This is a genomic window from Brevibacterium casei CIP 102111 (assembly GCF_900169275.1).
GTDB classification, from domain to species: domain Bacteria; phylum Actinomycetota; class Actinomycetes; order Actinomycetales; family Brevibacteriaceae; genus Brevibacterium; species Brevibacterium casei.
Genome location: NZ_FXZC01000001.1, coordinates 231,121 through 252,893, shown reverse-complemented (window position 1 = coordinate 252,893; position 21,773 = coordinate 231,121). Strand labels below are relative to the sequence as shown.

Here is a 21,773-nt window from a genome sequence, read left to right as displayed (position 1 = left end):
TTGGCAAACGTCGGTGCTCACGCCTCGGACTCCTGCGTGCGAGCGGCGGTGCGTGCGCCGTCTGCGGGCGCGGCAGACTCCCGCGCGGCGCGCGCGGCAGACTCCTGCGCGGCGGGCGCGTCGGTCTCCCGCGCGGCAGGCGCGTCGGTCTCCCCGGCGAAGAGGGCGAGGAGGCGGGCCACCTCGGCGGCGAACGCTTCCCGGGCCGGGGCGAGGTACTTCCGCGAATCGACGAGGTCGGGGTGCTCGACGAGGGTCTCGCGCACCGCGGCGGTGAAGACGGCGTTGAGGTGCGTGGAGACGTTGATCTTGCGCATCCCGGCGGCGATGCCGCGGCGGATCTCAGCGTCGGCGACGCCCGAGGAGCCGTGGAGGACGAGCGGGACGGGCACGACGCCGGCGAGGCGGACGATGAGGTCGAGGTCGAGTCGGCTCGTGCGCTCGCGCATCGCGTGCGAGCTGCCGACGGCGACGGCGAGTGCATCGACGCCGGTGAGAGCCGCGAACTCGACGGCTTCCGCGGGGTCGGTGCGGACGCCGGGAGCATGCGCCCCGTCCTTGCCGCCGATCTCCCCGAGCTCGGCTTCGACCGCGATGCCGCGGTCGTGGGCGCTGCGGACCACCTCGGCGGTCGTCTGGCAGTTGACGTCGTAGGCGAGGTGGGCGCCGTCGTACATCACGGAGTCGAAGCCGAGCTCGATCGCCTCCGTGACGAGTCCGACGTCCGTCGCATGATCGAGGTGGACGGCGACGGGCACGGTCGCGGACGCGGCGATCGCCTGCGTGGCCCGCGCGATCGGGGCGAGTCCACCGTGGTAGCGCACGCAGTTCTCGGAGATCTGCATGATCACGGGACGCCCGGCCGCCTCGGCGCCGGTCGCGATCGCCTCCGCGGACTCGAGGTGGATGACGTTGAACGCCCCCACCGCGGTGCCCGCCTCGGCCGCCTCGGCGAGCAGGGCGTTCATCGATGCCGTCGTCATGGTCTGTCTCCGCTTCGCTTCGTCGTGGCGTCCTCGGTGAGGACGCGGGCGCGCAGGTCGCGCCAGTTCTCGGGGATCTGCCCGGCTTGGGGCATGAGCACGGCTGCCGCTGAGACCGCGACCGCGCGGGTGAGGATGTCCCTGACCTCATCCTCGCCGAGGCGGCCGGCCGTTCCCGTGCGCGAGCGCGGGGCGGACCCGGCGGCCGGGTCTGCCGGGATCGCCTCGGGCGCCTGCCCGGTCGGACCCTCGACCGGCTCGGTCGGCGGACGTTCACTGCGGGCCCACGCGAGGGCGGCGACCGCGGCGTCGCCGGCACCGGTCGGATTGCCGTGGAGGGTCTCATCGAGGCGGGCGCGCAACCGCGGACCCTGGTCGTCGATGAGGACCATGCCCGCGGCGCCGAGCGAGAGGAGGACGTGTCCTGCCCCGGCGTCGACGAGGCGCCCGGCATCCGCGAGGAGGTCCCCGGGCGCGTTTGCACGGTCGGGCCTGCCGTCGCGGGCGAACAGCGCCGCGATCTCGTCGTCGTTCGGTTTGACCCAGTCGGCGCCGGCCCGCACGGCGGCGAGCAGTGCGGGACCCGAGGTGTCGACGACGACCTCGACGCCGGCGGCATGGGCTGAGGCGATGAGTCCGGGCACGAGATCGTCGGGGCAGTCCGGCGGCGTCGACCCCGAGATGACGAGGACGCGGAGCCCCTGTTCTGTGAGGCGCGCGCGGACGCCAGCCCGCACCGCCTCCCACACCTCACCGGTGTGCGGGCGCCCCGACTCGTTGACCAGGGTCGCCCGACCCGAATCCTCGACGACGGCGATGCTGCGCCGCAGGGGCGCCGAGGTGGGGGTGAGGTCCCAGGTGAGAACGCTCGAGTGACCCGCCTCGCCGGACGCCTCCTCCGGCCAGTGCTCGCGCGCGACCGGACCGAGGGCGACGACGGGGACGCCGAGGGCGGCGAGCACCCGGGCGACGTTGACGCCCTTGCCTCCGAGCACCTCGGCGGCGGGAGCGACACGGTGGGACCGCCCCAGCGTGAGTTCGCCGACGTCGACGGTGAGGTCGAGGGCGGGGCTGAGGGTGAGGACGGCGACGACGGGCGCGTCGGTGTCCGCACGGGCGGTGCCGACCGTCATCGGTGCCTCGTGAGCAGTCCGGCGCCGATGAGCCCGGCGACGGGACCGAGGCTCGCGCGGCGGATGCGCGGGGCCCGGTGGAAGTCGAGTCGGGAGCGCAGGGCGGAGTCGACCCCGTCGAGGAGTTCGTCGGCGCTGCTCAGCCCTCCCCCGAAGACGATCGCCTCGGGGGCGACGACGGCGACGAGCTGGGCGCACATCGCTCCGAGGGCATCGACCGCCTCGGCGAACACGGCGGCGGCGATCCGGTCGCCCTCATGCATGGCGGCGAGCACATCGAGCGAGCCGGACACGGCGGTTCCGCTGCGGGTCGAGTACCGGCGGGCGATCGCGGCGGCCGAAGCGATGTGTTCGATGGGTCCGCGGAACGGACCCTCGGCCGTATCGACGCTCACCTCGGAGAAGCCGACCTCTCCCGCATAGCCGCCGGCGGAGATGAGGCGGCCCTCGACCATGACCGCGGCGGCGATGCCGGTCCCGATCGTCACCATCGCGGCGTTCTCGGGCATCCCCTCGGCGAGCGCGAACTCGGCCCGCCCGGCCGAGCGGACGTCGTGGGAGACCGCGACCGGCACGCCGAGGCGGTCGGTGAGGACCTGAGAGAACGCGACGTTGCGCCATCCGAGGTTCGCCGAGAACACCCCGGTCCCCGTCGCCTCGTCGACGATGCCGGGCAGGACCACCGCCGCCTCGGCGACCCGATGCTCCGGCTGCGTGCGTGCGAACTCGGCGTGGAGGTCGGCGACGAGGTCGACGATCTCGCGGGCGGCGGAATCCGTGCACTCCGGGGTCGGAGCGGTCACCGCCTCGACGAGGCGGCCGTCGGCATCGAAGAGCGCCGCCTTCATCCCCGTCCCGCCGACGTCGACGGCGAGCGCGATCGGACCGGGTCCGAGGCTGCGGCCGTCGGCGACGCGGAGGATCTCGGCCCGCGTGGTCATGAGTCGAGGATGACCGAGCGGGTGAGCGAGCGCGGGTGGTCGGGGTCGACGCCGAGGCGCCTGGCCTTGGTCAGGGCGAGCGCGTGGAGGCGGGCGAGCTCGGCCAGCGGGTCGCGGTCGGAGGAGACGAAGCGGGCGCCCGTCGCCTCGACCTGGTCCTTGAGACCGTCCGGTGCCTCGCCGTACTGCCAGGTCACGCGGCCGGGTGCGGCGATCGCGATGGGTCCGTGGCGGTACTCCATCGACGAGTACGACTCGGTCCAGGTCTGCGCGGACTCGCGCAGCTTGAGTGCGGCCTCATTGGCCAGGCCCCAGGTCCAGCCCATGCCGAGGAAGCTGTACTGCTCGGCATCGATGAGCGCGTCGTCGAGGATCGCGGGATCGAACTCCGTGAAGTCCTCCGAGATCCCCTCGAGCACGGCCCGCGCATCGGAGACCGCAGTGCCGAGCGCCTCGGCGCCGCCGGCCCACGAGCGCAGGAGGGCGATCGTCGACGTGCAGAACCGGGTCTGGACGACGGAGCGCTCATCGGCGAAGTCGAGGGCGACGACGTCGTTCGAGCGCTCACCGATCGGGGAGTCTGCGCCGCCGACGATCGCGGTGACGGGAACCGATCCGCGGAGGCGCTCGAGCGCATCGACGACCTCCGTCGTCGTCCCCGAGCGGGAGATCGCGACGACGCGGTCGTAGCTGCGGTCGAACGGGTACTCGCTCGCGGTGAAGGCGTCGGTCTCGCCCTGCCCCGCGGTCTCGCGGAGATTCGCGTAGATCTGCGAGGCGAACCACGACGATCCGCATCCGATGACGGCGACCCGCTCACCGTCCGCCGGCACTGCGGCCTCGGGGACGGAGAGGGAGAGCGTGCGCTCCCACGTCTCCGGCTGACTGCGGAGCTCCTCCGCCATGAATTCTCCGGCAATCGACATTGCGCACTCCCTTGATCGTTTTCTGATTCAATCAATCACTATCATGACACATTACGCGACATCTGGGTAGTTTTCGTGTACGGTCAGAGAAGGAAAACTCGCAAAGGAGCAGTCACGTGGCATTTCTCACCGACCTGCGGCAGGCACCGCGGCTCGTCACCATCGTCGCATTCGCCGCCGTCGCCCTCGGCATCACGTACGGGTACGACATCTCGAACATCGCCGGCGCCCTCCTCTTCATCGAGGGCGATCTCGGGCTGAATACGGCCGAGCTCGGCGGACTCGCCACCGCGGTCGTCATCGGGCAGATCGTCGGCGCGATCATCGGCGGTCCGCTGTCGAACGCGATCGGGCGCAAGAAGTCGATGTTCCTCATCGCCGGCGGCTACATCGTCTTCTCGATCATCTCCGGCATCGCCCCCGGCTACCTCTCGCTGCTCATCGCCCGGCTCTTCCTCGGCGTGGCCATCGGCATCGCCCTGGCCGTCGTCCCCGTCTTCATCGCCGAGTCCTCCCCGACGAAGGTCCGCGGCGGCCTCCTCGTCGCCTACCAGGTGACGACGGTCATCGGCATCATCGCCGGCTACCTCGTGTGCTGGGGCCTCGCGCTCATCGAGTCGTGGCGGCTCATGCTCGGCCTCGCGGCCGTGCCTGCCGCGATCGTCCTCATCCTCCTCTTCCGCGTCCGTGAGACGCCGCACTGGCTCATGCTCAAGGGACGCGACGCCGAGGCGGCCGCCGCCCTCCGCGAATTCGACCCCGATCGCGATGTCGACCGGGACCTCGGCCTCATCCGCGACGAGCTCAACCAGGAGAGCGGTCGGCTCGTCGACATGTTCCGCGGCCACCTGCTCAGGGCGACGCTCTTCGTCATCGGGCTCGGCTTCTTCATCCAGATCACCGGCATCAACGCGACGATCTACTACGCCCCCTCGATCTTCGAGTCGATGGGTTTCAGCGGCTATGGTGCGCTCCTCGGCCTGCCGGCCGTCGTCCAGACCTTCGCGCTCATCGCCGTCATCGTCTCGATGTTCATCGTCGACCGCCTCGGGCGGCGTCCCGTCCTCCTCACGGGCATCGGGATCATGATCGTCTCGACCCTCGTCCTCGTCCTCGTCTTCAGCCTCGGCGGCGAGGCCGGCAGCACGACCGGGGGCACGGTCTTCGGCGTCATCGGCATCATCGCCTTCACGATGGGCTACACCTTCGGCTTCGGTTCCCTCGTCTGGGTCTACGCGGGTGAGACGTTCCCGGCGAAGTACCGGGCGCTGGGCGCCTCGCTCATGCTCACCGCTGACCTCGTGGCCAATGCGATCGTCGCCCAGTTCTTCCCCGGCCTCCTCGAGCTCATCGGCGGCGCGGGAGTCTTCCTCGTCTTCGGCGGTCTCGCGGTGCTCGCGTTCCTCTTCGTCCTCCGCTTCGCTCCTGAGACCAAGGGCCGCGACCTCTCGGAGATCTCTGCCTACTGGGCCAACGGCGCGAAGTGGCCGACGGAGATGCGGACCGCGACGAAGTAGGGCTCAGCCACCCAGGCTGCCGTCACGGACTCAGCTCGGTGCCGAGCCACCTGGTTGCGGTCGCAGTCGCTGCTCACCCGGGTTGCGGCCGCTGTCGCTGCTCACCCGGGTTGCGGTCGCAGTCGCTGCTCACCCAGCCCGGTTGCGGTCGCAGATTGAGGCGAAACGGCCGAATTCGGCCCAAATTCCTCGGTTCATCGACCACAACCGGGGGTGGGTGAAGTGGCCAGCGCGCGTGGATGTGGTGGCCAGCGCGCGTGGGCGTGGTGTCCAGAGCCGGCGTGCGGGCCGTAGCGAGGCTCCCGCCCGCGAGGCGACTCACTGGCGGGTCACTTGAAGGTCGGGGAGGGCACCGGAACTCCGTCGATCTGGATCGTCGGCATCATCTGCTTGAAGTCCTCGGCCGCGGCCTCGTTGCTCTGGAGGGCGCGCATCTCGACGGCGACGTCGACGAGGCGGCCGTTGGTCTGGTAGCCGATCCGCGCCCCGTACATGGCGGTGGGCTGCTGGTTGATCGCGAAGATCTCGCTCTCTCCGAGCACGCCCTGGAACGTCCAGTAGTAACCGGAGGCGATGCTGCCGGTGCGCTCGGCGGTCACCGTCGAGCCCTGCTCGGAGAACGAGTACTGCTTCTTCGCGTCGATGACGGCCTTAGGCGAATCGTCGAAGGCCTCGTTGCACGAGACGATGATCGTGTCGCTGTCGGTGAGCGAGGTGCCCCGGCTGAAGACGACGAAGGCCGGAGTGCTGCTGCCTTCGTACCAGTCGGAGCCGAGGGCGAAGCTGACGTCGACGGGACAGTCCGCGCCGAGGTTGAGCCGCTTGGTCTCCATCCCCTCGGGAATCGTCGGCCCCGTCGGCACTGTCGTCGGATCCTCGCCGGCCTCCCGTTCGACGGCGACGCGGATCGGACCCGATTCGCGCTCTGCCGTGCGGATCTGGAGAACCGAGCAGCCGCTGAGCAGCAGGGTCGCGGCCGTGCTGCCGGCGACGACCGCCCGTGGCCACGACACCCGAGTCACTGCGAATCGCCTCGCGCCCTCAGCTCACGCCGGGTCGGGAACTCCCGCTCCTCACCGGTGCGCCGGCCGTCCTCGCCCTGCGCGCCGGATTCGTCTGCGGTCCGGGGCGGATGCCCGGTGCCGCCCTGTGGAGTCGGCCTGCTTCCCACCGGGTCGGGGTTGCCCGCCTGCCCCTGCGGCGCACCGGACTGACGGTACTGGGCGGGTCGGTTGGGCTGGCCGAACTGCGCTGGCTGGCCCTGGTGCGCGGGAGAGCCGTGACGGTCTCCCGGGTCACCCGGCTGCCGGCCCGGCTGACTGCCGACGGGCGCCTGCCCCTGCGGGGCGCCGTAACCCGGACCGGCAGGCCGCGCGCCCGCACTCTGCTGGGGGCCGGGGAACTGCTGCGGAGCGCCGCCCGGATAGGGTCGACCTCCGGGCTGACTGCCGAACGACTGCTGAGGCCCGGCCTGGCCGACACCGCGATTATCGGGGCCGGGGTTCGCATAGCCGACAGGCTGAGGCCCCGATCCGGGGTGCCCGACAGGCTGGGGTCCAGAGTTCGGCTGGCCGATGTGCTGCGGGCCCGAGTTCGGCTGCTGCGACCCGCCCTGCTGGTCGGGCCGCGGGCCGCGCACCGGTTTGAACTGCGAATGCTGACCCGAATCGGTCGGGAAGCCGGCACCGACGGACTCGCCGGTCGACCGGTCGATGAGCGTCCCGTCGACGCGTTCGAGGCGGCGTTTCGACGTCCGCCTCGGCGTGCCGAGGATGCGGCCCTTGAGTTCGTCCTCGCTCGGCTGTCGCGGTGGAAGGAACCCGGGGGCATGGCGCATATCCGGATTCTGCACGGGCTGCACGGGATGCGATCCCGCGGCTGCGCGCTCTCCGCCCTCGGCCATCGGCGGCGCACCGACGGGCGCGGCGTCGGCAAGGACGGGCAGGACCATGCGCACGGACGTGCCCACGCCCTCCTGGCTGAAGAGCTGCACGGAACCGCCGTGCCGGGCGACGATCGAGCGGACGAGCGAGAGACCCATGCCGGATCCGGCGACCGCACGCACCCGGGAGCCGCGGGAGAGCTCGTCCCACACCTGGTCCTGCTCGGAGATCGGGATGCCGCTGCCGGTGTCGGCGACCTCGACGACGACCCAGCGGTGATTGTCGATGATCTGCTCGTTCGCCCGGAGTTCGACGACCTCAGCCTGCGAGGAGTACTTGAGAGCGTTGCCGAGAAGGTTGAGGATCGCCGTGAGGAGGAGGTCCTCCTCACCGGCGACGTCGGGCAGTCGCCACGGGGCCCGGGCGACGGTCGCGACGATCATCCGGTCCTCGGCCCCGGGCGCGGTCGAGGCATCCTCGACGGCCTGGTGGATGAGCCGGTCGAGGTCGACACGGGAATACTCGATGATTCGGGTCTCGACGTCGGCGAGCTTGCGCAGATCGGCGAGGAGTCGGGCGACTCGGCGGGAGGAGAGGTCGACCTGCTTGGCCGCGGGTTCGACCTCGGCGATCGACCCGCCCTGCCTGGCGACCTCGCGGATCGTCGCCGCCGAGGTCCGCAGGGCCGTGAGCGGGTTCTTCAGCTCGTGGTCGAGGCGGATGAGCATGCGGTTGCGCTTGGCCATCGAATCCTCGGCCGCGGCCGTCTCGATCGATTCGCGCAGCTGCGCCTCACGCTTGCGCAGTCGCCGCCACCCGAAGAAGACGAGCGCAGCGATGCCTGTGAGGACGAGGAGGAGCAGGAGGAGGAACAGCCAGATCTGGACCTCGATGACCAGGAAGTTCGTCATACCCGTCGCATCCCCTCTTCACCGTGGACCTCTCCGACGAACCGATAGCCGCGTCCCTGCACCGTCGCGATCCACCGCGGCTCCGCGGCATCCTCGCCGAGTACCCGGCGCAGTTCGGCCACCCGTGAGTCGACGGCACGGGTGCCCACGGCCTCCTCGAATCCCCAGAGGACCTCGAGCAGGCGCGCCCGATCGATGAGCTCGTCCTGGTGGACCATGAGGTATTCGAGCAGGGTGAAGCCCTTCGGGGTGATGACGAGTTCGCGCTGGCCCAGCCACGCCCGCCTGTCCACGCGGTCGACGCGCAGACCGAAGCTCGAGACGAGCACGGGCGCCGTCGCGAGCGGCGGACCCTCGGTGCGGGTGCGCCGCAGCACCGCCCGGATCCGGGCGACGAGCTCATGCGGATCGAAGGGCTTGTTGAGGTAGTCGTCGGCGCCCTCCTCGAGCGCCATCGCCCGCTCCACCGCCTCACCGACCTGGGTGAGCAGGAGCACGGGCACCCAGTTCTCGTCCTGGCGCAGCTGCCGCAGCACCTGTCGCCCGTCGGCACCGGGCATGAGCACGTCGAGGACGCAGACATCGGGACTGTGCCGGCGGATCTCGTCGAGGGCGAGGAGACCGTCACCGGCTGCGAGCACCCGGAACCCCGAGCGCTGGAGGAACGGGACCACTGCACCGAGGACATCGGGTTCGTCATCGGCCACGAGGACCAGTGGTTGGTGTTCACGCTGACTGTCAGCCGTCATTCTCGTCCGTTCCGAACTCGCGTCGCCGTTCTCTGGCGACCTCCCGCGCTTCTGCCCGATCCACTGCCTCGGCCAGCTCGTCTCGATACAGCATAGATCGACGCAGGTGCTTGGTGCGATATCCCGCACGGCCGACCATGTGCGTGGCAACGGGAATCGTCACGAGCTGGAAGGAGACGATGATCGCCAGGGTCGTCACCGTCGCCCACGTCGGGAAGTGGATGGCGATGGCGATCGCCACGAGGATGAGGCCGAGCACCTGGGGCTTCGCGCTCGCGTGCATGCGCGAGAGCAGATCGCCGAACCGGAGCAGACCGACGGCAGCGGCCAGGGAGAGCACGCCGCTGGCGAGGACGAGGACCGCGGAGATGATGTCAAGGACCATCGTGGCCCCCCTTCGGTCCGTCATCGGCGTCGTCGGGGCCGGGGTCGGGCCCGGACCCCAGTCCCTCCTCGGCCGAACCGGGAGAGTTCGCGGCCGCGTCGGCGCCCATCTCGTCCTCGGCGAGCGGGACGACGGGTTCGTCGCGCACGGTGACCTCGACAGGGCCGTCGGGGACGTTCGAGATGCCGCGGGCGACATCGTCGGGCCAGGTCGACGAGTCGGCCTGCGGGGCCTCGTCGCGACCGACGTGCCAGTCGGAGGCGGAGAAGTCGCTCAGGGCCCCCACCTCGGCGCCGGGGGTCATCGAATCGGACTTCGAGACGTATCGGGACACGCTCACGGAGCCGACGAAGCCGAGCATCGCCAAGACGATGAGCACGGGCAGGAGGTCGGTGCGACCGGTCAGGGCCATGAAGCCGCCGAGGCCGCACATGAGCGAGGCGAGGATGACGTCGGTGGCGATCATGCGGTCGAGGATCGACGGTCCCCGGATGACGCGGTAGAGGGCGAGGAACACCGAGGCGGCGAAGAGGACCGCGGCGGTGACGACGATGATGTGGAGGATCGTCTCGGTCATCGCCGGCCTCCCCGGTCGTCGGTGGGCGTCGGGTGGTCGAGCGGATCCGGATCGACCTTGAGGGCTGCGAGGTCACGGGTCGAGCCCAGCGCCCGGATGAGCAGCTCCTCGATGTGGTAGACCTGGCGCTTCGCGGCGCGGATCTTCTCCTCGGTGTCGGCGTCGAGGACGTGGAGGTAGAGGCGACCGCGGGCCCGGTCGCTGTCGACGATGATCGAACCGGGGATGAGGCTCGCGGTGTCGGCGACGAGCGTCATCATCAGGTCCGACCGGGTCCGCAGATCGCACGCGATGACCGAGCCCGCGCCGACGGCCTTGGGCCGGAAGGAGAACCACGCGACCTCGATCGAGGCGATGACCATCGAGACGACGAACCAGCCGGCGAAGACGAGGGCATGGACGACGTTGAAGCGACCCGAGAGGACGACCGGGGGCAGGTAGAACACCCGCGTGACGAGGAAGGCGAGGATGATGCCGGTGACCACGCTGAGGACGGTGAGCGAGTCCCACAGCATCACCCAGAGGAGGACGAGGAAGAAGACGAGGACGAGCTGCTGGATGACCCGGCGGCCCTTGGGTGGGGACGTGCGCGGACTCATCAGCCCTCACCTCCGAGGACCTCGTTGACGTAGTTGATCGGGTTCTGCAGGTTCTCCGCCGCCCGCTCCGAGAGGTCCCACAGGGGTCCGGCGGCGATCGTGAGGATGAGGGAGACGACGACGATCGCCGAGGTGGCGGCGAACATCGGTCCCGGCACGCCGATGCGCGAGCGCCAGGTCCGTCCCTCCAGCAGGGTGCGCTTGCGTTCGGCGAACTCCTCGACGAGCTCCTCGTTGGGGTCCTCCGCGTCCGCGGGGTCGCGCCAGAACGCCAGGTTGAAGGTGCGGCCGATGACGTAGAGGGTGAGCAGGCTCGTGAGGGTGCCGGCGATGATGAGGACGGTGGCAAGCCAGCTGTGATCCTCGAACCCGGCCTCGAAGAGCGCGACCTTGCCGATGAAGCCGGAGAACGGCGGGATCCCGGAGAGGTTGAGAGCCGGGATGAAGAAGACGATCGTCAGCGCCGGCGAGAGCACCATGAGTCCGCCCAGCGACCGTGTCGACGTCGATCCGCCGCGCATCTCGACGAGGCCGATGGCGAGGAACAGCGCGGTCTGGACGATGATGTGGTGGACCGTGTAGTAGATGCCGGCCGCGAGCCCGAACGCCGTGCCGAGGGCGACGCCGAAGAGCATGTAGCCGATGTGGGAGACGAGCGTGAAGGAGACGATGCGCTTGATCTCCGACTGTGCGATCGCGCCGAGGATGCCGACGATCATCGTCAGGCCCGCCGCAACGAGCAGGGGCACCCGCAGGGACGAATCCGAGAAGAGCAGGGTCTCGGTGCGGATGATCGCGTAGATGCCGACCTTCGTCAGCAGGCCCGCGAACACAGCGGTGACCGGGGCGGGGGCCGTCGGATAGGAGTCGGGCAGCCAGAACGAGAGCGGGAAGATCGCGGCCTTGATCCCGAAGCCGATGAGGAGGAGGACGTGGAGGATCATCTGCACATCGGGCGGCAGCTGGTCGAGTCGCTCGGCCAGCTGGGCCATGTTCACCGTGCCCGTCGCGGCGTAGATGACGCCGATCGCGGTGAGGAAGATGACCGAGGACACGAGTGAGACGACGACGTAGGTGACTCCCGCGCGGATCCGCTCGGCCGTCGCTCCCAGGGTGAGGAGGACGTACGAGGCGAGGAGGAGCATCTCGAAGCCGACGTAGAGGTTGAAGAGGTCGCCGGCGAGGAACGCGTTCGCGACACCTGCGCAGAGGATGAGGTAGCTCGGGTTGAACACGGAGATCGGGGTCTCGTCCGAATAGTCGGAGGCGTCCTGGCTGAGCGCGTAGATGAGCACGGCCAGGGTGACGAGACAGGACACGACGAGCATGAGCGTCGAGAGCCGGTCGGCGACCAGGACGATGCCCGCCGGCGCCTCCCACCCGGCGATCGCGACGACCTGCGGACCCTCCTGGTCGACGCCGACGAGGAGGACGACGGCGATGACCATGACCGCTGAGAGCGTGAGCAGCGAGACGAGGTTCTGCGAACGCGAATGCTTCGACAGCACCAGGGCGAGGCCGGCGCCGATGAGCGGCAGCAGCACCGGCATCGGGATGAGGACGGCGAGGAGTTCGGTCATCGTCGCTCCCCCTTCCCGTCGTCGTCGCTGTCCTCGTCATCGGTGCCGTGCCCGTCGCTCTCCGCAGCGGGCCGGTCGGTCTCCGCGGCTTCGGCGTCAGCGGCTTCGGCCTCGGCTTCGCGTTGGGCGGGGGTCCCATCGTCGTCGAGGTCGATGGCCCCGCGGATCGGGCTCTCGGCCTCGTCGCCGAACTCCGTGTCGTCGTAGTCGGTGCTCGCCTCGGCTTCCGAGTCGATCATCTTCGTGATCGCGACCTGGAGGTCGGCGGCGTCGTCCTGGAGGGAGTCGGCGCGCACGAGACGCCACGACCGGTAGATCATCGCGAGCAGGAACGCGGTGACGGCGAAGGTGATGACGATGGCCGTGAGGACGAGCGCCTGCGGCAGCGGGTCCGACATGCCCTCCGTCGAAAGGTTCTTCCCGTCGGTCAGCGGCGGTCGGCCGCGACCAGCGGTGAGGACGATGAGGAGGTTGACGGCATTGCCGAGCAGGATGAAGCCGAGGAGGACGCGGGTGAGCGAGCGCTCGAGCATGAGGTAGACGCCGCATGCGAAGAGGACGCCCATCGCGAGCACCATGATGAAGGGCAGACTCACAGCCGTCCCCCTTCCGCTCCGTTGTCGACCTCGAGGTGGTTGACGCGGTTGAGGATCTTCGACACGGCCTTGTGTTCGGCCTCCGCGCCGAAGTTCTCCGCCAGCCCGAGCGAGGTGTTGAGCCGGTCGGTGAGGAGCAGTTCGTCGCGCTCCTGGTGGAGGTCCACCTCGGCGCCGAGTGAGCGGAGGATGTCGAGCATGAGGCCGACGACGATGAGGTAGACGCCGATGTCGAAGAACGTCGGGGTGCCGAACTTGAGCTCCCCGAGGAGCGGCAGGTTCGCTTCGACGAAGACGGACTTGAAGACGGTGTCGCCCCAGAACCATCCGCCGACCGCGGTGAGCACGGAGAGGATGAGTCCGGTGCCGAGCAGACCCGAGGGCGTGAACCGCGCCGCCTCGGCGAGTTCGAACTTGCCTCCCGCGAGGTAGCGGACGACGAGGGCGAGACCGGCGACGAGACCGCCGGCGAAACCGCCGCCGGGGGTGTTGTGCCCAGTGAAGAGGAGGTAGACGGAGAAGACGAGGACGGCATGGAAGATGAGGCGGGCGGTGACCTCGAGGATGATCGAGCGGTTGCGCGGGGCCAGCGTGCGTCCGGCGATGAGCCACGAGGCGCGCCGCGTCTCGAGGTCCTCGTGATCGGTGCCGTCGATGACGCTGCCGGGGCGCGGCGCCACCTCGTCGGGCACGGGCTGGAAGCGGAGCCGGCCGCGCCGGTCCATGCCCTCGCGACCCGCGGAGAAGCGGCCGAGGTGGCCCTCGCGGCCGCGGACGAAGATGAGTCCGGCGACTCCGGTGCCGGCGGCGACGAGGACGGAGATCTCACCGAAGGTGTCCCAGACGCGGATGTCGACGAGGGTGACGTTGACGACGTTCTGGCCGTGCCCGATCTCGTAGGCGAGCTGTGCGAAGTCGACGGAGGCCGGTTCGGTCATCCGCACCCCTGCGGCGATGAGGACGACGATCATCATCGTCACGCCCACGGCTGCGCCGATGATCGCGCGCCATGCGGGGGTGAACCGGCCGGTGCTCTGACCGATCCGGGCGGGCAGGCGGCGGAGGACGAGGACGAAGACGACGATCGTGATGGTCTCGACGAGCACCTGGGTGAGCGCGAGGTCGGGGGCGCCCATGAACGCGAAGAACGCGACCATCGCGTAGCCGGAGATGCCGGTGACGACGACGGCGGTGAAGCGCTTCTTCGCTCGGGTGGCGGCGATCGCGACGACGATGAGGACGCCGGCGACGATGAAGTCGAGCGGAGTGTCGAAGAGCGTGAACCGGATCTGCCATGTGTCGTTGGAGATGACGGCGAGGCCGACCCCGGCGACGAGGACGAGGTAGATGACGCTCTGGTAGAAGGGCAGCGATCCGCGCTGGGTGCGGGAGGTCACCCAGAGGGCGAGGATCTCCATGCCGCTGATGAGGCGCCGGTAGAGGTCGTGGAAGTCGAAGCCGGCCGGCAGGGTCGCCTGGACCCGGGCGAAGCGGTCGCGGAACACGAAGAGGAGGAGACCTGCGGCGATGGTGACCGCGGAGAGCCCGAGCGCAGGTTCGAAGCCGTGCCACATCGCCAGGTAGTACTCGCCGTCGGCCGGGTCGGTCGCCGGCAGGGACGCACTCCAGGCTTCGACGTAGGTGTCGACGATCATCGCGAAGGGACCGAGGGCGAGCGTGAGGATCGTGAGGATGATCGGAGACACGACGAGCGTGACGTTCTCCTCCCGGCGGGCGATGTCGTCGACGCCGGGCTTCGTCCCGAACGCGCCCCAGACGAACCGGGCCGAGTAGGCGACGGTGAGCACCGAGCCGATCATGATCCCGACGAGGGCGATGATCGAGGTCTTCGTGCCGGCGTCGAGCAGGGTCGAGTACACCGCTTCCTTCGCGACGAAGCCGAAGGTCGGGGGCAGACCCGCCATCGATGCCGCCGAGACCGTCGCACACACGGCGACGACGGGGAAGGCGCGCCAGCCGCCGGAGAGCTTCGTGAGGTCACGGGTGCCGGCTCGGTGGTCGATGATGCCCACACAGAGGAAGAGGCAGGCCTTGAAGAGCGCGTGGGAGACGAGGAGGGCGAGCGCGGCCTTGGTGATGTCCGGTGTGCCGAACGAGGAGACCACCGTGAGGAAGCCGAGCTGGGAGACGGTGCCGAAGGCGAGGAGGAGCTTGAGGTCGGTCTGGCGCAGGGCCTGCCACGCGCCGATGAACATCGTCAGCAGGCCCGCGGTGAGGAGGATCTCCGTCCAGCCGGGAAGCGTGTGGAAGCCGGGTGCGAGCCGGAGGACGAGGTAGATGCCGGCTTTGACCATCGCCGCGGCATGGAGGTAGGCGCTCACCGGGGTCGGAGCGGCCATGGCACCGGGCAGCCAGAAGTGGAACGGCAGCAGGGCCGACTTCGAGATCGCTCCGACGAGGAGGAGGACGACGGCGGTGACGACGAGGGGTCCGGTGTCGAGGCCGAGTTCGGCGCGCTCGACGAGGACGGAGATGCGTCCGGTGCCGGTGGTGACGATGAGGAGGACCATCCCGACGAACATCGCCAGACCGCCGGCGGTGGTGACGATGAGCGCCTGCAGCGCCGCCTGCCGGGAGCGGCGGCGGGACTGGCTGTGGCCGATGAGGAGGTACGAGAAGATCGTCGTGCCCTCCCAGAAGACGAAGAGCATGAGGAGCTCGTCGGCGACGACGAGTCCGTACATCATCCCCGCGAACGCCATGAAGACGGCGGCGAAGCGGGCGAGGCCGGGTTCGTCGGCGGGGAAGTAGCGCGAGCAGTAGACGAGGACGAGCGTGCCGACCCCGGTGACGATGAGGCTCATGATCCACGAGAGGACGTCGAGGCGGAAGACGCCCTCGAGGTCGAGCGCGGGCAGCCAGTCGAGCGTCTCGGTGAGCGGGGCTCCCCCGGGCCCGAAGATCGCCGAGGCGGTCGTCAGGGTGTAGACGAGGCCGGCGAGCGGGACGAGGGCCAGCAGCAGGAAGGCGTTGCGGCCGAGCAGTCGGACGAGCGGGTAGGCAATGACAGCAGCCCCGAAAAAGGCTCCTGTCATGGCTATCACCGGCGGACACCTCCGTCATTTTCCGTTGTGTGGCGATCGAGACCTGCTCAACAGTATTTTCGCATGGAAAGTGGTCGTTCTCCCAATCAACGGACCGGCGCGGAGCACCCGAGACGGACCGTCACACGACGATGCCGCCTGCCGTGCCCGATCAGGCCCGCAGCTGCGCCGATGTGACAAGGAACCCGTTCTCATCGAGGCCGATGCCGTCGCTCCGGGAGAGCAGCTCGGCGCCGATCCGATCGACGAGGGCGGCCACCTCGGCGCGCATCTGCCGGAAGCGGCGATCATGGCCTGGGCGGTAGCGGACCTCTTCGGCGTCCATCCAGTGGACGTGGTACTCGATCTGCGGCAGCTCGGTGCTCGCCCGCACGATCGGGGGCACCCATTCGGCCTCGGTCACGCGGATCTCGATCGCCCCGGCCGCCTCGTCGATCTCGCCGAGCGGGATGAGGAGGGAGTAGCCGTCGAGGACGACGGGTGCGGAGGAGTCGAAGAGAGGATCGTCGAGCGAGGTCTGCGCGAGGACCGCGGCATCGGGGGTCGGCAGCTCCTGCTGGAAGGCATGCGGGGCGTGGGTGCGCACGAGCGAGAGGGCGACATCGGGGTCGAGCCAGTACGGGGAGTAGAGGTAGAGATCGACCTTCGCCTCGGGGTCGGGCACGAGCACGCGGGTGCCCATCCCGTCCTCGTCGGCGAGGCGGATGGCCAGATGCAGGCGCGAGGCGATGGAGATGAGGAGGCTGAGCGCGCGCTCCTCCTCACGGTCGGGAAGGCCCGCGGGAAACGCCTCATGGAGTCCGTCCGCGTCCTCGAACCATTCCGGCGGCGGCGCGGGCTCCCGGTCGCGCGGAGTGTCGAGGACGACGGCGCGACGGGACCACTCGGGGATCTCGAGCGCGGCGACCGTCGCCTCGTCGAGGTCGACCCCGGCACTGAGCCGCGAATGGCGGGAGAGGCGGACCTGATCGTTCTCGTTCAGGCGCGGCGGCACGTCGGGGAGCCTGTTGTGGACGAGGGCGAGGACGTCAGAGACCTCGATCTCGGCGTCGAGGAGGAGGAGGTGGCGTCCGCGCAGGTCCGCGGCGAGTCCCTCGACGGCGGGGGCGCCGCCGCCGGACTGCTCCCGCTGCCTCCTCAGCTCCCGCCGGGTGATCACATGGCCCTCCGGAAGAAGTTCGCGTGCGACCGTGAGGCCGTGGGGCCGCGCTGACCCTGGTACCGGCTGCCTGTGGCCTCGGAGCCGTAGGGGACCTCGGCGGCGGAGCTGAGCCGGAAGAAGCAGAGCTGGCCGATCTTCATCCCCGGCCACAGCGTGATCGGCAGCGTCGCGACGTTCGAGAGCTCGAGGGTGACATGACCGGTGAATCCCGGGTCGATGAACCCTGCCGTCGAATGCGTGAGCAGACCGAGGCGGCCGAGCGAGGACTTCCCCTCGAGCCTGGCCGCGACGTCGTCGGGCAGGGTGACGAGCTCATGGGTCGAGGCGAGGACGAACTCCCCGGGGTGGAGGACGAAGGGCTCTTCCGGGTCGACCTCGACGAAGCGGGTGAGCTCGGGCTGTTCGAGCGAGGGATCGATGACCGCGTACTTGTGGTTGTCGAAGAGCCGGAAGTAGCGGTCGAGGCAGACGTCGACGCTCGCAGGCTGGATGAGCGAGAGGTCACAGGGGTCCAGCGCGATGCGACCGGATTCGAGTTCGGCGCGGATGTCGCGGTCGGAAAGGAGAGTCACACCCCTGATGGTAGTCGGATCGGACCCCGGCGCGCAGTCACGACGGGGGCAGCGAGGCGGAGAACCACCTCGGCGAGGCAGGAGTCGGGTGCGACACGCCGTTACTTTGTCACGAATTGATAACGATCCTGCGATAAATCCTTGAATTGCCTCCGTGTGTCTCGCCATGCGCCTGAGTGAATGCTTTAGAGTGGGGTGCTGTACGAACCCGCGCACGATGGTGCCTTCCTCTTCTCAGCCAGGGAATGCCGGGAGTTCCATCGCCTTTTGTGGGTTGACATCAACCGAAAGGCATTACTGTGAAGACCTCGCGTCTTGTGCTTGCCCCCGCAGTAGCCGTTGCACTGACCGGTCTCGCCGGCGCTCCCGCGTTCGCGTCGACCGCGTCTCCTACGGTGCCCCAGGGCCCGCTCTGCGCCTATGACGGTGCCGGGTCCCAGAGCGACTCCAACGTCCCCGACAGCGACACCCCGCAGGCCACTGTGTCCGCGGCGCAGGTCAGTCGGGAAGAGATCGTGGACAAGAAGGAGGGCATCGGGTTCTCCGGCACCGGATTCACCGCCGATGAGAAGGCGACCGTGACGGTCGTCGGCACCGACGGCACGGAGTACACCCCGGAGACGAAGCTCACCGTCGATGAGAACGGGAAGGTCAACGGGACCTACTTCTTCTCGACCACCGAAGGCGCTCAGGTGCCGCTCGGGACGTACACGCTCTACCTCACCGACCTCAAGTCCGAGAAGGACTCCTCGAAGGTGACCTTCGAGGTCGTCGCGAAGGACTCGGACAAGGACGATTCGGGCGCCGGCAGCTCGTGCGAGCGTCCGACCGCCCCGGCTCCCACGGACACCGCCTCGCCGGACCCGTCCGAGACCGGAACGCCGACGGAGACCGCGAAGCCGACCGAGACGGCGAAGCCCACCCCGTCGGAGACGAAGACGGAGTCCCCGTCGACGACCGCGCCGGCTCCGACCGAGACCGCGAAGCCGACGGAGACCGCGAAGCCCACCGACTCGCCGAAGCCCACCCCGTCTGAGACGAAGACGGAGACCCCGACGCAGACGCCGAGCAAGACTGCGGATCCGACGCCGTCGGAGACCGGTCAGCCCTCGCCGACGCAGACGGGCCCCGCTCCCACCGACACGCCGTCCGAGACCGGAGAGCCGTCCAAGACGGCTGAGCCGTCGGAGACCGGCACGCCCTCGGAGAAGTCGACCGACTCGGCCGACGAGGGGGCGAAGGACGACAAGCAGCCGGCCGCGGCACCGCAGGCCCTCATCATCGACCCCACGGAGATCACCTCCGAGGACTTCCTCAACAAGGGCGTCACGCTCGGCGTCACCGGCGCTCAGCCCGGTGAGAAGATCACCATCGTCGTCGATCATGCCCAGGGCAAGGTCGACCGCTACACGATGTCGAAGGAAGCCGACTCCGAGGGCAAGGCGACCTTCGGCGTCCAGGCTAAGGTCAAGGCCGTGCTCGGCACGTACAACGTCCGCGTCCAGGCCGAGAGCTTCGACAAGCCGCAGGGCGGAAGCTTCACCGTCGTCACCAACGGCACCGATGTGTCCGAGAACGGCAGCGGCTCCGGCAGCGGCAGCGGAAACGGCTCCGGCAGCGGTTCCGGCAGCGGCGCCTCGAACGACCTGCCCCGCACCGGTGCCGAGATGACCGGACTCGCGCTCGGCGCGGGACTCCTCGTCGTCGGCGCGGCAGCCGTCGTCATCACCCGTCGACGCGCCGACGCGGCCGCCGACGATCCTGCGGAGTTCTGACGATCCGTTGAGCCGCGAACTGTCCCTGGCGGGGCTGCACCTCGGAGGGCGCCCGATCGACCTCGGTCGTCTCCGAGCGGGGACGGTTCTCGGACTCATGGGCAGCCCGGACAGCACCACTGAGGTGGTGCTGTCCGCGGCCGCCCAGCCCGGCGTCGCACCACCCCCACAGCTCCCGACCGGATTCCGGTCGGGACGTCTGCGTGTGCGCAGGTGGGTGACGTCGTATCTGCGCGCCGCCGATGCCGATCCCGGGGAGGCGGCATCAGCGGCGGCGCTGAGCGAATTCGGACTCGAGACCTCGGTGCTGCGGACCCGCATCGGCGACCTCGATGCCGCGACCCGCGCCAAGCTCGTCCTCGCCCTCGCCTGGTCGACCGGCCGCGAATGGCTGACCTTCATCGACCCCTTCGCCGAGGTGCCCGGCCACATCCGCACCGGTCTGCGCGCCCGGCTCGCCGACCTCGCCGCCGCGCAGGGACGCGGAATCGTGCTCTCCTCGACGACGCTGACGGACTTCATCATCGCCGAGGCGGGCGTCGCGAACATCGAGAAGGGCGAACTCGTCGCCCTCGGTCCGCTCGCGACCGTCGTCTCGGAACCGCGCGGCTCCCTGCCCGCTGAACTCACCGGAGTGAACATCTGGTCGGGCCTCGCCCGCAAGGGGTGGCTGTCGATCGGCCACTCGGCCGTCCGCGCCCGGACCGAACTCGACGGCAAGGTCTTCGTCACCCTGCCGTGGCGGGCAGCCCTCGTCTCACTCGACGAACACGACCCTGCCTTCACCTCGTCGGCGGTCTTCGAAGCGATCGTCGTCGGACTCCGGGACCGCGGGTCGGCGATCCAGGCGAAGCTCTCTCCCGTCGATACGGAGATGGGGCTCGCCCTCGATGTCGACCTCGCCGATCTCACCGATCTCGGGGGCACGGATGGCACGGCCTACGGGGTCCTCCACCCCGGCCTCGGCGAGTCCCTCACCGAGCTGCGCGCCAACGTCAGGGTGGGCACCCACGTCTTCGTCGACGTCGACACCTCACAGCTGCGGGCCTACTCCGTCGAATGAGGCGGACCGGACCCGCATCCGCGAGATGAGCAGACCCGCTCCTGCGCGATGAAGGGGGCCGGGCCCGGTACGTGACGGCGGCAGGCTCGCTGTCCACTAAACTGGATTCGACATCCCCACCCGGAGACAGCGGAGCCGCCCGCCGACCGGGACATCCCCCGAGCCGATGAGGAGAGGCCATGCGAACGTCGCGCACCCTTCTCATCTCCGCTCTCGTCGTCATCGTGCTCACCGTCGCCTCGGTGCCTCTGCTCAACGTCACCGTCTACACCCCGGCGCGCACCGTCGAGGCGTACATGTCAGCGATCGAGCAGGGCAACGCCGAGCGTGCCTTCTCCTACCTCTCCTCCCCCACTCCCGGCTCGACGCTGGCGCTGAGCCAGGACGTGCTCTCCGCGGCCCCCGACCTGCCCCGCGAAGCCTCCGCTGAGACCGTCTCGACCGACGGCGACCGGGCGAAGGTCCGCCTCTCCTACGTCCTCTCCTCACAGACCCACAGTGTCGACCTCGACCTCGTCCGGCTGCCGGCCGCCGCGGGGCTCTTCGACCGCTGGGCGATCGAGCAGAAGGCCTGGCCGACCCTCGACCTCGACGTCTCCGGGTCCTCGACGGCGACGGTCAACGGATTCAGCGTCTCCGCCGGGGAGGTTCCCGTGCTGTTCCCGGCGACCTACCTCGTCGGCTTCGACGCGACGTTCCTCAAGTCGAAGTCCGAGCGCGCCGAGGTCACCGCCCCCGGGGACTCGCCGAAGATCTCCCTGGCGCCGCAGCCGACCGCGAAGCTCGAGCAGGCCGTCGCCGAGCAGGTCGACGAGCACCTGCGCAACTGCGTCAAGGCGAAGACCCTCATGCCCTCGGGGTGCGTATTCGGCTACGAGACCGACAACGAGATCCTCGGGGATGTCGAATGGTCGATCGTGCGGGAACCCAAGGTCAGTCTCACTTCCTCGGGCGGCGACCTCGAGCTCACCCCTGCCACCGCCGAGGTGCGGATCAAGGGCCGCTATCGTGACATCGTCACCGCCGACGAACGGGACCTCGACGAGACGCTCTCGTTCGTCCTCGGCGGATCCGTCGTCGTCCGCTCCTCGCAGGTGCGCGTCGAACCGCGCCGCCTCGGCGAAGTCTCGATCATGTGAGCAGCCCGGTGCGGGCCGAGTGGCCCTGCCCAGCCGTTTGTGGGTGTGCCCACCCGTTTGTGGTCGAGAAACCGAGGGAAATCGAGCGATCGGGCCCATTTTCCACCGGTTTTCGACCGCAACCGGCGGTGGCGGAGCGAGGAAGGGCGCCGGACGCCGGGTCTCAAGCGCCGCGACAGTGCGCGACCTTGCGACGCTTCCCACCCGTTTGTGGTCG

General features: G+C 69.5%; 19 protein-coding genes. 4 read left to right on the top strand and 15 right to left on the bottom strand.

The genetic code is table 11. The features are described from left to right. Positions 1–17 precede the first annotated feature (17 nt). The 4 genes from BC102111_RS01135 to BC102111_RS01120 are packed head-to-tail and all read right to left on the bottom strand — an operon-like array spanning position 18 to position 3,983. Positions 18–983, bottom strand: coding sequence for a class II fructose-bisphosphate aldolase (locus BC102111_RS01135; RefSeq protein WP_095375349.1), 966 nt, complete (start codon positions 981–983; stop codon positions 18–20). Further along, the gene (locus BC102111_RS01130) at positions 980–2,116 is read right to left on the bottom strand and encodes a 1-phosphofructokinase family hexose kinase (RefSeq protein ID WP_095375348.1); all 1,137 of its coding nucleotides are present in this window, start codon (positions 2,114–2,116) and stop codon (positions 980–982) included. The genes BC102111_RS01135 and BC102111_RS01130 overlap by 4 nt, the downstream gene beginning before the upstream one ends. Continuing rightward, positions 2,113–3,057 carry an ROK family protein gene (locus BC102111_RS01125; RefSeq protein WP_095375347.1) on the bottom strand — a complete coding sequence of 315 codons (945 nt, stop codon included), beginning with the start codon at positions 3,055–3,057 and terminating at the stop codon, positions 2,113–2,115. Before BC102111_RS01125 ends, BC102111_RS01130 begins: the two co-directional genes overlap by 4 nt. Continuing rightward, on the bottom strand, positions 3,054–3,983 hold the full coding sequence (locus tag BC102111_RS01120; protein ID WP_095375346.1) for an SIS domain-containing protein: 930 nt from the start codon (positions 3,981–3,983) through the stop codon (positions 3,054–3,056). Before BC102111_RS01120 ends, BC102111_RS01125 begins: the two co-directional genes overlap by 4 nt. A 50-nt stretch (positions 3,984–4,033) precedes the next feature. On the opposite strand from BC102111_RS01120, the gene BC102111_RS01115 reads away from it, so the two are divergent. Further along, positions 4,034–5,500 carry a sugar porter family MFS transporter gene (locus tag BC102111_RS01115; RefSeq protein ID WP_306460264.1) on the top strand — a complete coding sequence of 489 codons (1,467 nt, stop codon included), beginning with the start codon at positions 4,034–4,036 and terminating at the stop codon, positions 5,498–5,500. A gap of 329 nt (positions 5,501–5,829) precedes the next feature. Here BC102111_RS01115 and BC102111_RS01110 read toward each other — a convergent pair whose 3' ends face one another. The 11 genes from BC102111_RS01110 to dcd form a co-directional block, all read right to left on the bottom strand. Then, a complete protein-coding gene (locus BC102111_RS01110; RefSeq protein WP_009376542.1) occupies positions 5,830–6,513 on the bottom strand; it encodes a hypothetical protein in 684 nt (227 codons plus the stop codon). A gap of 5 nt (positions 6,514–6,518) precedes the next feature. Continuing rightward, entirely contained in the window at positions 6,519–8,294 is a 1,776-nt protein-coding gene (locus tag BC102111_RS01105) for an ATP-binding protein (RefSeq protein ID WP_009376544.1), read from the bottom strand. After that, on the bottom strand, positions 8,291–9,043 hold the full coding sequence (locus BC102111_RS01100) for a response regulator transcription factor (protein WP_101623397.1): 753 nt from the start codon (positions 9,041–9,043) through the stop codon (positions 8,291–8,293). Before BC102111_RS01100 ends, BC102111_RS01105 begins: the two co-directional genes overlap by 4 nt. After that, positions 9,033–9,428 carry a monovalent cation/H(+) antiporter subunit G gene (mnhG, locus tag BC102111_RS01095; protein WP_009376548.1) on the bottom strand — a complete coding sequence of 132 codons (396 nt, stop codon included), beginning with the start codon at positions 9,426–9,428 and terminating at the stop codon, positions 9,033–9,035. Before mnhG ends, BC102111_RS01100 begins: the two co-directional genes overlap by 11 nt. Further along, positions 9,418–10,005 (bottom strand): MrpF/PhaF family protein, encoded by a 588-nt coding sequence (locus BC102111_RS01090; RefSeq protein ID WP_009376550.1) that lies wholly within the window; start codon positions 10,003–10,005, stop codon positions 9,418–9,420. Before BC102111_RS01090 ends, mnhG begins: the two co-directional genes overlap by 11 nt. Beyond that, entirely contained in the window at positions 10,002–10,604 is a 603-nt protein-coding gene (locus tag BC102111_RS01085) for a Na+/H+ antiporter subunit E (protein ID WP_009376552.1), read from the bottom strand. The genes BC102111_RS01090 and BC102111_RS01085 overlap by 4 nt, the downstream gene beginning before the upstream one ends. Next, positions 10,604–12,184, bottom strand: coding sequence for a Na+/H+ antiporter subunit D (locus BC102111_RS01080; protein WP_063249545.1), 1,581 nt, complete (start codon positions 12,182–12,184; stop codon positions 10,604–10,606). The genes BC102111_RS01085 and BC102111_RS01080 overlap by 1 nt, the downstream gene beginning before the upstream one ends. Further along, positions 12,181–12,780: a Na(+)/H(+) antiporter subunit C gene (locus BC102111_RS01075; protein ID WP_095375342.1), complete on the bottom strand. Its 600-nt coding sequence runs from the start codon at positions 12,778–12,780 to the stop codon at positions 12,181–12,183. The genes BC102111_RS01080 and BC102111_RS01075 overlap by 4 nt, the downstream gene beginning before the upstream one ends. Further along, positions 12,777–15,836 carry a Na+/H+ antiporter subunit A gene (locus BC102111_RS01070; protein WP_095375341.1) on the bottom strand — a complete coding sequence of 1,020 codons (3,060 nt, stop codon included), beginning with the start codon at positions 15,834–15,836 and terminating at the stop codon, positions 12,777–12,779. The genes BC102111_RS01075 and BC102111_RS01070 overlap by 4 nt, the downstream gene beginning before the upstream one ends. Positions 15,837–15,996: 160 nt before the next feature. Further along, positions 15,997–17,004, bottom strand: coding sequence for a hypothetical protein (locus BC102111_RS01065; protein WP_009376564.1), 1,008 nt, complete (start codon positions 17,002–17,004; stop codon positions 15,997–15,999). Then, positions 17,001–17,579, bottom strand: a complete 579-nt coding sequence (gene dcd, locus BC102111_RS01060; RefSeq protein ID WP_095375340.1) for a dCTP deaminase — start codon at positions 17,577–17,579, stop codon at positions 17,001–17,003. The genes BC102111_RS01065 and dcd overlap by 4 nt, the downstream gene beginning before the upstream one ends. A gap of 299 nt (positions 17,580–17,878) precedes the next feature. Here dcd and BC102111_RS01055 point away from each other — a divergent pair, with 299 nt between their 5' ends. From BC102111_RS01055 to BC102111_RS01045, 3 genes are all read left to right on the top strand, one after another. Continuing rightward, on the top strand, positions 17,879–19,354 hold the full coding sequence (locus BC102111_RS01055) for an LPXTG cell wall anchor domain-containing protein (protein WP_146001379.1): 1,476 nt from the start codon (positions 17,879–17,881) through the stop codon (positions 19,352–19,354). 7 nt (positions 19,355–19,361) lie between these two features. Next, positions 19,362–20,417 (top strand): ABC transporter, encoded by a 1,056-nt coding sequence (locus tag BC102111_RS01050; protein WP_095375338.1) that lies wholly within the window; start codon positions 19,362–19,364, stop codon positions 20,415–20,417. A 179-nt stretch (positions 20,418–20,596) separates the two neighbouring features. Next, positions 20,597–21,556, top strand: coding sequence for a hypothetical protein (locus BC102111_RS01045; RefSeq protein ID WP_063249537.1), 960 nt, complete (start codon positions 20,597–20,599; stop codon positions 21,554–21,556). The last annotated feature ends 217 nt before the right edge of the window (positions 21,557–21,773 follow it).